Annotated in this window: 11 protein-coding genes; 6 read left to right on the top strand and 5 right to left on the bottom strand. The window is 35.9% G+C overall.

The features are described 5' to 3' along the window. Nucleotides 1-35: 35 nt before the first annotated feature. Nucleotides 36-1,592 (bottom strand): PTS sugar transporter, encoded by a 1,557-nt coding sequence (locus MKY30_RS15880; protein WP_341084718.1) that lies wholly within the window; start codon nt 1,590-1,592, stop codon nt 36-38. A 294-nt stretch (nt 1,593-1,886) separates the two neighbouring features. Here MKY30_RS15880 and MKY30_RS15885 point away from each other — a divergent pair, with 294 nt between their 5' ends. The 6 genes from MKY30_RS15885 to MKY30_RS15910 all read left to right on the top strand — a co-directional run bounded on the left by MKY30_RS15885 (nt 1,887) and on the right by MKY30_RS15910 (nt 8,613). Next, complete coding sequence (locus tag MKY30_RS15885; RefSeq protein ID WP_445667721.1) at nt 1,887-2,717, top strand: mechanosensitive ion channel family protein; 831 nt, start codon at nt 1,887-1,889, stop codon at nt 2,715-2,717. Between the two features lie 545 nt (nt 2,718-3,262). Next, nucleotides 3,263-4,552, top strand: a complete 1,290-nt coding sequence (locus tag MKY30_RS15890; RefSeq protein ID WP_147208374.1) for a globin-coupled sensor protein — start codon at nt 3,263-3,265, stop codon at nt 4,550-4,552. An 84-nt stretch (nt 4,553-4,636) separates the two neighbouring features. After that, complete coding sequence (locus MKY30_RS15895) at nt 4,637-5,467, top strand: alpha/beta hydrolase-fold protein (RefSeq protein ID WP_156985493.1); 831 nt, start codon at nt 4,637-4,639, stop codon at nt 5,465-5,467. 211 nt (nt 5,468-5,678) lie between these two features. Beyond that, on the top strand, nt 5,679-6,848 hold the full coding sequence (locus tag MKY30_RS15900) for an ATP-grasp domain-containing protein (RefSeq protein WP_341084721.1): 1,170 nt from the start codon (nt 5,679-5,681) through the stop codon (nt 6,846-6,848). Nucleotides 6,849-6,872: 24 nt separating this feature from the next. After that, on the top strand, nt 6,873-7,613 hold the full coding sequence (locus tag MKY30_RS15905) for an esterase family protein (RefSeq protein WP_147208370.1): 741 nt from the start codon (nt 6,873-6,875) through the stop codon (nt 7,611-7,613). Nucleotides 7,614-7,764: 151 nt separating this feature from the next. Continuing rightward, nucleotides 7,765-8,613 (top strand): metallophosphoesterase, encoded by an 849-nt coding sequence (locus MKY30_RS15910; protein WP_156985492.1) that lies wholly within the window; start codon nt 7,765-7,767, stop codon nt 8,611-8,613. 137 nt (nt 8,614-8,750) lie between these two features. Here MKY30_RS15910 and MKY30_RS15915 read toward each other — a convergent pair whose 3' ends face one another. The 4 genes from MKY30_RS15915 to MKY30_RS15930 form a co-directional block, all read right to left on the bottom strand. Continuing rightward, nucleotides 8,751-9,485 carry a GntR family transcriptional regulator gene (locus MKY30_RS15915; protein WP_147208366.1) on the bottom strand — a complete coding sequence of 245 codons (735 nt, stop codon included), beginning with the start codon at nt 9,483-9,485 and terminating at the stop codon, nt 8,751-8,753. 63 nt (nt 9,486-9,548) lie between these two features. Next, nucleotides 9,549-10,370 carry a PfkB family carbohydrate kinase gene (locus tag MKY30_RS15920; protein WP_341084723.1) on the bottom strand — a complete coding sequence of 274 codons (822 nt, stop codon included), beginning with the start codon at nt 10,368-10,370 and terminating at the stop codon, nt 9,549-9,551. A 6-nt stretch (nt 10,371-10,376) separates the two neighbouring features. Continuing rightward, a complete protein-coding gene (locus MKY30_RS15925) occupies nt 10,377-11,264 on the bottom strand; it encodes a carbohydrate ABC transporter permease (RefSeq protein ID WP_147208362.1) in 888 nt (295 codons plus the stop codon). Nucleotides 11,265-11,266: 2 nt separating this feature from the next. Next, on the bottom strand, nt 11,267-12,148 hold the full coding sequence (locus MKY30_RS15930; protein WP_147208360.1) for a carbohydrate ABC transporter permease: 882 nt from the start codon (nt 12,146-12,148) through the stop codon (nt 11,267-11,269). Nucleotides 12,149-12,152 lie beyond the last annotated feature (4 nt).

Raw genomic sequence — 12,152 nt, forward strand, 5'->3', positions numbered from 1 at the left:
AAAATAGCAAAATAAGTTAAGAGAAGAGGGATAATTCATATTTCTCTTCTCTTTTTCTTATTTGCAATCAATGTAATGGCGAAGGATAATATAAATGCTGCGAGCATGGCAATCACAAATCCCAGAGGATTATCAGATAAAAAAGGTGTGGTGAATGTCGGAACGTAGGCTGTTCCGCGTACATCGAATAAACCGACTAGTGCACCACCGACTCCGGCAGATAGAATTGCACCGGCAAAGACAATTTTATTAGAGAACATGAACGGATATGCCGCTTCCACAAATGTTCCGAATCCCATATTGATTAAGAAACCTGGAGTTGCAGCAGCCGCTTCCCCTTTCTCTCTTGGAGCAATGATATTTGCTAGATTAATTCCAGCCGATACCATAACCAGACCAATCATATCAATAGCACCCAGGAAACTTACTCCTGTTTTTTCCATTTCAAGTAATACGATTGGCAGAATAGCAGCATGGTATATTCCTCCTAAAATAGCTGGCCAAATAAGCAAACCGCCTAATAGACCTGCTAGAATCGGGTTAAATGCAATTGTTGATTCGATAGCAATTTTAATTCCATCGCCGATAAACAATGCGATTGGTGCGAATAAAAAGTAGACTAATAGACCTGCCAGTAAACCTGCTATTCCTCCAGTAACGATATTGACGGTTGTCATCGGAAATTTCCAGCTAATACATTTTAGAAAGAAATAATGCACGAAAACACCGGCTAAAATACCACCAATGATACCACCGATAATTCCGCCGTCTACAGATAACACGCCAGCAACAACCCCGGCCACAATGGACACTTCATCTAAATTAGACACTTGTTTTGCTGCAATCGCTGCTATAATAATTGGCAGTGCTCCAATCATAATATCAAAAATATCTTGCAGACCGCTAAATAGAGGGACCTTACTTAGTGCAAGAACTAGAGCCATCGCAATAAAACCTGGCAATGCAGAAACCATGATGCCGCGAATATTAATGTTTTTCCAGATGCTCCCGCTGTTTTCCGCATTCGCTTTATTTGCATCACCGATGGTTGGTTTATATTTTACATCCCAATATTTAGCCAAAGCCGCCACGAAAGAGATAGCTCTAGTTCGATTTGTAGTACCAGTTGTTCCAGATTGAGCTATAACGTTCGCACCTTTTGCACTGATTATCGCCATGGATGTTCCGCCTGTGCCAACGATTGGAATATTCATCTTGACTGCTGTGTCAATGACTTGTTGATTAGCATTTTCTGCGTCAGCACTCATGACGATTAACCCATCTACTGTTTTATTAAGAATAAGAGCAGCTATCTGTTCGTCTGCCTTTTTTGCTTGTTCATTTATTTTTTCTAATGTATTTGCAGGGCTTTGAGTCATTTGTCCATTTTCATCTATACTAAAAAGGGATGTTTTCGAGTCTGCTTTTGCTTGATCCATAGACACTTCTGAAGCGATAAATTGAATAGCAGCAATGTTGAAATCTGCAGCATGACATTGATTTTTAATTTCATCTAATAATTTTCTTGGATTTTTTCCGCCTAAATTGTACAGGTTGCCGCCCGAGCTACCTATAATAGCAATATTTTTCAAGAGAATTCCCCCAGGTAAATAGTTTCAATGTGATAATTATTTAATGAATTAATATTTTATCACAATAAAGTAATAAAGTCTTTAGGGGTTTAAAAGAAAATAATTTGATTACCCATGTAAGATTAGGAAAAACTCTTTTTATACCTTGAATTTATAGTAATGAATTTTATTTAAAAGACAGCAGATTTTATTTTGAGAATTACTAGTACTGAATCTTTTCTTATTTTACATTGGATTCTTCATTTGATATAATCATCAATCATTGAGAGCAGTAGTAAAGAGGAGATGATGGAATTGGATTGGATAGAAAATATAAATTGGGAGCAGCTTCTATTAAATGCGGGTTTAATAATTTTAAAATTGATAGTAACACTTATTGTATTTTATATTGCACGGGCTATTGGAAAGAGATTTATTCGAAATTCATTTTCCAAAGCACAGGTTAAGAAGAAAATGTCGGCTGGCAGAACAAAAACCTTACAGTCTTTAACAATTAGTGCTTTTTCGTATGTTTTATTTTTCGTAACATTAGTAGTTGTACTCGGTATTTTTGATATTAACGCTACAGGATTGATTGCCGGGGCTGGTGTTGTTGGTCTGGCTATCGGGTTTGGGGCTCAAGGGCTGGTTAGTGATATTGTTACAGGCTTTTTCCTGTTGTTAGAGAAGCAGGTTGATGTCGGTGATTATGTTACAGCTGCCGGATATGATGGTGTTGTCGAAGAAGTTGGTCTGCGTACCATGCAAATACGGAGCTTTGATGGTACTTTAAACTATGTACCGAACAGAGAGGTCAGCTCTTTAAGCAATCACTCCCGTGGAAATATGCAGGCTCTAGTAGATATAGCAATTCCATATAGCGACAATATTGATAATGCGGTTAGTATATTGCAAACAGTGTGCGATGAAATGAAAGAAAAGAACTCTAAGATTGTAGAGGGGCCGGATGTACTTGGTGTGCAAACATTTGGTTCAGCGGAAATAACTTTACGGATTATTGCAAAAACAGAATCCATGGAGCAATGGGCTGTAGAACGTGATTTACGTAAAGCGATTAAAGAAGCGCTTGACGCGAATAATGAAAATCCTGAAATAACCTATGCTGAAAAACCGCAGGAAGAATAGTTAGAACCTGTAAATGAAATTTGGACAGGCAAATTAAATAAATTTGTAAGAGGGTCACCGTTTTGAAATTCGGTGCCCTTTTTTTGTATAAAAGGATTTTATCGATAGTAAGAAACTATCATACAAAAAATGTTTACAAGCATCTATGAAATTATTCATTTTCTTTAATAAGGAAATAAAAAAGGATTAACTGTAGTTCTTTCGGTTTATTTTCTTTTAAGAAATATTTATTTTAGATAATGAAGCGCATTTTTTCACTTAAATCCTGTATAATAGCATTTAAATAAAGGGATAAAGGTTTTACTTAAATAAAGGGAATATTAATGAATAAATTAGCAGGAACTAAAACATATACGTATGGTGAATTTTTCCTTTAAAGAGAAATAAAGAATTCTGGTAATAAAAGTGCATATTAACAGCTTGTAATTATTTTTGTAAGCATGATTAATCACTCTGTAAGATTACCGGTGTATTGACGTTTTCTCAAGGATTTACAGCATGGAAGGCAATGTTAGTTTGTAGAATAAACATCGGGAGTGGTTTGGATGAGGAGTATTTTTCGGAAAGATGTGACAGAGGGAAATTTATTGGAAAGCAGTAAAGAGGTGAATGTAGTTTTAGATGAGCTGCAGCAAATGGATTTAACCTTACAATTGCAAATATCAAAAATAACAGAACAGGATCTGGCTGTTGCGAAGTTACTGCAGCCTATTATCAAAGAAAATATAGAAACAATTATAGATGCTTTCTACGATAATTTATCTTTAGTCCCTGAATTAATAGGAATTATTGAAACAAATAGTTCGATCAGCCGTTTAAAACAAACACTGACAAGGCATGTTATCGAGATGTTTTCAGGGGAAATAAATCAAGATTTTATTGATAAACGCCGCAGAATTGCTAAAGTTCACGTTCATATTGGGTTGAAGCCAAAATGGTATATTGCTTCATTTCAAGAGATTTTCTTTCAAATTTCTATACTGTTAGCTGATACATATAAGGATAAGGAAAACTTTCTCCATGCTGTTCAAGTGACAAATAAGCTGTTAAATTTCGAACAGCAGATCGTTCTGGAAGCTTTTGAGATAGATACAGAAGAAAAAAGAGCAATTATGGATGAAAAGAACCAGAATTTAATAAGCTCAATGAAAGAAACAGCAGAAAGATTAAGCTATTTATCAACAGAGACTAACCAATCTGTGATGAAAATGGTCAGTCAGGCAAACCGGATAAATCAGATTTCCAGACAAGGGGAAGAAATCGCTGCTGCAACAAGCCAGTCAGCGCAGCTTGGAATGGAGCAAACGAAGACAACGAATACAGGAATGTCCAATTTAGATAATCAGATGGTGCTTGTTGTGGAGAGGCTGGAGCAGTTAACAAACAGTGCTGAGAAAATTAAATCTGTTATTTCTATCGTTGAATCTATCGCCGGACAGACAAATCTGTTAGCATTAAACGCGTCCATTGAGGCTGCCAGAGTAGGAGAACAGGGTAAAGGGTTTGCAGTAGTGGCAGAAGAGGTCCGTAAGCTGGCTGTACAATCGGCAGCAGCTGTGGCAGAAGTAAGTGATTTAATCCTTGAAACGAATGAACAAGTTGCAAATAGTCGAGAAGCAATTAAGGAAACACAGGAGGAAGTAAGAGCAGTCCGTGAACAAACGGCGAAAACAGAAGATATTTTAAGCCGGGTTTCTGAATCAATGACACTTATTTCAGAGAACAGCAGTCATATACAGCAATCCTTAGAAGAAAATCAGCTGAGTATTACTGAAATTGAATCCTCTATGGGGGAGATTGAGAACTATTCGCAGAAATTTAATGAAATGGAATAGCAGCATTTGATTATTCATCTCATCAAAATTATGCGGGATAAAGAAATGAGATTCAAAGAATCTTGATGGAATGAGGAATTTGAAATGAGACACTCCTATTTTTATTTGAAATTGGAAACACACGAGCTGGCTATGAATTATAAAAATGACAAGCGCCGGATACGCGTGCTATTGCCAAAGAATTATGGTAAAGAAAAGAATAGGCACTATCCCGTTGTTTATATGCATGATGGACAAAATGTTTTTTACAGCAGTGAAGCCTATAGCGGTTATTCATGGAAGGTTATCCCTGCAATAAAACGAAATCCTGATTTGCCAAAGATGATTATTGTCGGCATAGACAACGGTGAGCAGGATCGCATAAATGAATATACACCCTGGAAAATTACAGAAAGTCCTCTCCCTGAGGATATTGAATTGGGGGGAAGAGGTGCTGAATTTGCTGAGTTTATCATGACAGTTGTGAAGCCTTTTATTGATCAACATTACCGGACTAAGTCTGATAAATATCATACAGCGATGATTGGCAGTTCTCTAGGTGGAAATATTTCTGCTTTTATGGGGATTGAATATAAAGACCAAATTGGCTGTCTTGGTATTTTTTCACTGGCAAATTGGATTACAAGCACAGCTTTTGATCACTATATTGATAGAGAGCCTTTGGACCATGAACAACGTGTGTATATTCAAGTCGGCACGCAAGAGGGTGATGATGCGGACCGGCAGTTAATGTATGGGAATATGAAGCAGGCGTATATTGATTGTTCACTGAAATATTATAAGCAGCTGGTTAAAGGCAATATTCCCATTGATAATATTCATTTAAATATTTTTGCGGATGAAGAGCATAATGAAGAAGCCTGGTCAAGGCATTTGCCGGAATGTTTCCGATTCCTCAGTGAGAAATGGTCTTAAGAAATATGTGTATAAAATATTGATAAAAAACATCTGCCATCCAATATTTAGCTGGTCTTGGACGGCAGATAATATACAAATGTAATGTATAACTACATTTATTCATCTATTTTGACAATTTTCGAAAAATTAGATTGATTTTAAATTGAAAAAATGGTATTTTAACAATTAAACTACTGATTATTGCGGGAATCAGGAAAGGAGTTTTACGATGAATTATATTTTAATATCACCATATTATCCCAATAATTTTCAGCCCTTTGCCCACCGTTTAAACGATGCAGGTGTCAACGTGTTAGGAATTGGTGAAGAGCCGTATGATCAATTAGGCTCTGAATTACAAAAATCACTGACAGAGTATTATCGTGTCAATGATTTGGAAGATGTTGACGAAGTGAAACGCGCTGTTGCATTTTTATTTTATAAACATGGTCCCATTGACCGGATTGAATCGAATAATGAACACTGGTTAGAGCTTGATGCCAAACTTCGTGAGCAATTTAATGTATTTGGAAATAAATTAAAAGACCTAAAAAAAGTAAAATTTAAATCAGAAATGAAGAAACTGTTCAAAAAAGCTGGTGTACCAGTGGTAGAGGGGCGCGTTGTCAAAAACAAAAAGGATTTAGCGAAAGCCGTTGAAAAATTGGGTCTGCCAGTTATTGCGAAACCGGATAATGGAGTTGGTTCTGCCGCTACATTTAAACTGAGTTCGAAAGATGATGTACATCGTTTTGAAGAAGAATGGAAGGAAGCAACAGCTTATTTTCTGGAGCCTTATGTTGAAGGGGGAAAGCTTTGCACATTTGATGGGTTAACTGATCAAAAAGGAAATATTGTTTTTCAGACAAGCTTTACATATAATGTACCAACGCTGGAGCTTGTCCAAGGTCAGCTGGATTTATTTTATGTGATTCAAAAAGAAATTGATCCGAAGCTTGAAGAATATGGACGGGCAATTGTAAAAACCTTTGGAATGAAGGAACGTTTTTTCCATATTGAGTTTTTTCAATTGGAAAATGGAGATTATGTAGCACTTGAATATAATAATCGTCTGGCTGGAGGTTATACAATTGATATGTATAACTATGCCTACTCCATCGATTTATTTGCGCAGTATGCTTCATTGGTAACTGGAGGAGAGTTTAAGGAACCGGATGTTCCAAACCAATATTGTATTGGAGTTACACAGCGTGATGCCTATCAATACCAAAATGATACAAAAACAATCCGTGATAAATTTGGGGACAGGGTAAAGTTTGCCGAGCGTATACCAGAAGCATTCGCTCATCTTCAAGGAAATCAATTTTATGCCATCAATGCGGATACAGAGACAGAAGTGGATGAAATCACCCGCTTTGTGCATGAACGAAAAAAATAAAGAACATAGACAGGGGATTTGACTATGCATATGGAACAGTTAAGTCATTGGAGCGGAGAGTTAGGGCGTGAGATGCCGTTAAACAGATATGGACACAGTGGTATGCCGATTATTGTTTTTCCATCATCTGGCGGAACGCATTTTGAATATTATGATTTCGGGATGATTGATGCATGCCAGGAATTTATTGAAGCAGGTAAAGTGCAATTTTTTGCACTAGCCAGTGTAGACAGTGAAAGCTGGCTGCATGATTCAAAGTCTCCGCATGATCGTGCACTTGCACATGAGGCATATGAGCGTTATGTGATTTCAGAAGCAGTTCCATTTATTAAACATAAAACAAACTGGTTTGATCCAATGATGACAACAGGATGCAGTATGGGTGCTTATCATGCGCTGAACTTTTTCCTGAGACATCCGGATGTATTTCAAACAATGGTTGCGCTTAGCGGCGTATATGATGCACGTTTCTTTTTTGGAGATTATGGAAATGATCCGCTCGTATATGAAAATTCACCAAGTGATTATATCTGGAATCAAAATGATGGCTGGTTTATCGACCGTTACCGCTCTGCCAATATTATAATGTGTACAGGATTAGGTGACTGGGAGCAGGATGGTCTGCCTTCTTACCGTTCGTTAAAAGAAGCTTTTGAAGAAAAGCAAATTCCAGCCTGGTTTGATGAGTGGGGCGAAGATGTTTCTCATGATTGGATCTGGTGGAGAAAGCAAATGCCATATTATTTAAAAAAATTATTTTCCTAAAAATATTAAAACATCAGTATAATAAAGATACTGGTGTTTTTTATTGGAGAAAGCTAACATTATAAACTTTCTCTTTCTATATACATAGATAATTTGATGTATAATTGTGGGAGTAATCTAAAAGATAGATGGATAAAGAGGTTAAGAGTTGATGAAGAAAAAAACAAAAATCAAAAGCGGTTTAAGAAAGTGGATTATTTTTATTGTTCTGCTGCTGGCAATGCTGTTAGTAACTATTAAAATATATTTTGATACTGCTACATTTAAGATAAATAAAGAGCAGTTTCAAAGTGACAAGCTGGAGGAAGGCACAGAGCTGAAGATACTGCAAATAACAGATGTACATAGCCGTGTATTTGGGGCAGAGAACAGTGCAGTACTTGAAAAAGTGAAGGAACTTGATGCTGATATCATTGTTTTAACAGGTGATTTAATTGACCGGAAAACAGAAAATCTGGAGATAGCTTATCAGCTTGCAGAAGAATTAGTGCGGATAAACCCGGATACGTATTTTGTCACTGGTAATCACGAGCATGAAAATCTTGAAAAAGAAGCATTTTTAGCTGGATTAAAGGACAGAGGGATTATCACTCTAAGTAATGAAAATACGCAATTTGAAAAAAACGGCCAGCTATTTAATATAGTTGGTGTGAGTGATGTATCCACAGAGCATGAAGATATGACCTTGGCCTTTGCTGATTTAGATACAGATAAATATACTATCTTACTTTCCCACGCTCCAATCGTTGTTCAAAAATATCCTGATGTTGATGCTGATATCGTACTAAGCGGTCATACACATGGAGGGCAGGTAAGATTGCCATTTATAGGAGCGCTTGTTGCTCCGGATGAGGGACTATTGCCGGAATTGCAGAAGGGGATATATCCATTAGGCGATGAGCGTTATTTATATATTGACAGCGGATTGGGAACTTCTGCGTTACCGATAAGATTTCTTAATCAGAGTCAGATCAGTTTGATTACTATCCAATCAGATTGATAAAAATAGTGATATAAAATAAGCAATGGTTTTACTGAAAATTTTAACTAACCATTGCTTATTTTACTGATCAAACTTTACCATATTGATAGCTCCTGCCTTATAAACAAAATAATTTGGCATTTCTAAGCTGTAGACTAAGGTAAGTTATTTTCAATTCTTAATTTGACAGCATCTGAGATAAGGTAGTACTCGGAGTAATGCACAGGTTGATGATGTTCGTTATAAATAATTTTTTCTACTAATATAAGTGGCGTTAATCTACTGATGTTAAGATGTTTTTGCAATTCTTCCGTAGCCGGAACAATTTCCAGTTCTTTCTTAACTGTTTTAAATGCAATTCTATAATCATCGTGAATAATTTTAAAAGTTGAGCTTTCTTTTTTTATTTTATCTTCTATATTTGGATAAATAGCAGTCGGAAGATAAGCATAATCCATACTTAAAATTTGATCGTTACGATATACTTTGCGGATAAGCTCAATAAACTCAGTATATTTATTCTCAAATATACTGTTTACTTTTTTATTGTTACTTATTTTTTTCATAGAAACAATCTCTTTTGATATCTTATCATTATCTGACGTCAGACCTTCAGAGAACCCTTGCAAATGCAGCAGATGTATTTCTTTACGCTTCTTGTTTACAAAGGTTCCTCTCCCATGAATAATCTTCAATACACCTTCATCTACAAGCTCTTTGATTGCTCGTCTAATAGAAATGCGACTGGCTTTAAATAACTTGCCTAATTCTTTTTCAGTAGGGATACGATCTCCGGGCTGGAGTTGATTTTCATTAATATATTCCTTAATTCCTGTCATAATTTCTTCGTACAAATAGTTTTGCCCGCCGTTCAAATTATCTTCCTTCATAAAATTAGCTCCTATAATGTAAGTATTCTCTTACATTATACATCAAACTAGGGTATTCGTTAACTAATCAATCAAAGGTTGAGGATAACCAAAGCCACCATAGACTTGACACGTATTTTCAGCTGATTTCGTACCTTGTTCGATTGCTGATAAGATATTTTTATTCTCTATATATGACGTTAAAAAACCCGCTATAAAACTATCTCCTGCTCCCATTGTATCAATCACATTAATTTTATTCAGCTTTTGATAGAACCGACCCTGCTTGGAAATAACGATAGCTGGATTGCCGCCTCTGGTAATAACAATCACTTCAAACTGAAATGCTTGTATAGAAGAAATGAAAGTTTCCAAATTATCTTCTGACAACTCTGCAGCTGAAAAGAATGCATAGGAAATATATGGAGCAATAGATTTAATATAATCTAACGCTTTATTATCAGAGAAGTCATAAGCAATTTTAATCACTTCAGCTAATTTTGGAAGCTCGCTTTCCATTGATGAATAACAGCTCACATGGCATAAATCAAATTGCCGAATATAATCCAATTCCTCTAGGGTGAGCTGAATTTTAAAACGATGCTGTACTGTGTTTTTTGGACCGCCTACAATAATACGATCTCCATCAGGAGACAGATTTACTTTTGGTTGCCCTGTAATACCAGCAGCAATTCGGGAATAATGATAATCAATTCCTTCTTGCTTTAACGCAAATTGCAGATGCTTGGCAGGAGCATCATTTGCAAAAATACCGATATAGGCAACTTCTTCAGCCCTATTGCGTTTGGCATTTACGGCTACATTGACACAATTTCCGCCCGGGAAGTACTCTTTTCGGTCTAAATAACAGTCCACTACATTATCTCCAATAGTAATTAATTTCATTTTTCACTATCCTTTCACAGAACCTTCTGCAAGCCCTCTTACTAAGTATTTTTGTAAAAAAATTAATAGAATAATCATTGGTATGGAAGCAATAACCATACCTGACAACAGCACACCCCAGTCGGTTCTTAATGCGTCACGAAAAACCATTAAGCCGGATGGAATTGTTTTTAAATCACTGGAGTTGATAAATACTGTAGCAAATAAAAACTCATTCCAGGCAAAGAATGCATTTAAAATAACTGTTGTAACAACTACAGGAATGGATAAAGGCAGATAAATTCTCCGATAGATACCAAATTCACTGCATCCATCCAATAAAGCTGACTCAGAAAGTTCTTTTGGAACAGTTAAGAAAAACGCCCGAATAAGAATGATAGTTAAAGGTAATCGATATGCGACATAAGTTAAAATTAATGCCCAGCGTGTATCGATTAAATTAAAAAATGTTAATATCTCAAACAATGGAATTAACGCTACTTGCGGATTCATCATTAGACCACCGATGATAAACAACAGTGCTATGTCAATCCAGCGATTGTGGTAACGGGATAAAGTAAATGCTGCCATCGAACCGATTGTGACGGTAATTAGGATAGCAAAACCTGTTACATAAAGACTATTTATAAAGTAATTTTGTATACCTTGCTCCCAGGCTAATGTGTAGTTTGAAAAATTCCAGGTGCCTGGCAGATTCCATACATCAGAGTAAATTTCTTCATAGCTCTTAAATGAAGAAATCAACATCCAAAACAGCGGGTAAAGAATGATTAATGCAAAAATCCCGAGGCCAATTAATGTACTGTATTTAAATATTCTTGTTTGGATTTTTGCAGATTTAGGCTCTTTCTGACGGGAATTGGAATATTGCTTTGAATTTATATTCTCTTTCATTATCAATCTTCCTTTCCGGTCTTAGACACTTTAATTTGAATTAATGCAAAAATGGCAGATAAAAGAAAGGTAAGTGTTGCGATTGTTGACGCGTACCCCATATTGTCTCTGGAGAATCCTGTTTGATACATATGCACTGCGAGTGTCATGGAGCTGTTTCCAGGACCGCCATTTGTTAAAATAAATGGTTCATTGAAAACTAGTATGGATCCAGTAACGGTAATTAATAAATTTACAAACATCGTTTCTTTTACCTGGGGAAGTGTAACACTGAAAAATTTTCGAATCCGTCCGGCACCGTCTATATCAGCAGCTTCATATAATTCGTTAGGAATCTTTTGGATAGCTACAATAAAAAGCATGGTGATCAGACCGATGCTTTGCCATTGAGACATCGCAATAACACTATAAATAGCTGAAGTCGAGTCACCAAGCCACGGACGCGCCCATGTATCCAAACCCACCAGCTCAAGAAAACTATTTAATAATCCCATTTGCGGATTATAAATAAAACTGAATAGCAGAGCAATTACGGAAATAGATATCATTACCGGAATAAAATAGATTACTCTTAGCGTAGGAGCGACTTTCCGAAATAGTTTATCTTCTAAAATACTTGCTAAAATTAATGCAAAGAAAATTTGGAAAATCACTGATATAATCGCATACTTAAAGTTATTCATGATAGAAACCATAACTATGTCATCTTGAAAGAGCTTTTTTATTTGTGCTAGCCCAACGAATTCCTTCGAATTGGAAAATACATTAAAATCAAAAAAGCTGTTATAAAAATTTTGTACTAATGGTATATAAATGAAAACAGCTAAAAAGAAAACAGAAGGTAGTAAAAATAAAATAGGTGTTAAAGGAAATTTTTTCTTCATAAAT

Source organism: Oceanobacillus sp. FSL W8-0428 (assembly GCF_038004405.1).
GTDB lineage: Bacteria > Bacillota > Bacilli > Bacillales > Amphibacillaceae > Oceanobacillus > Oceanobacillus sojae.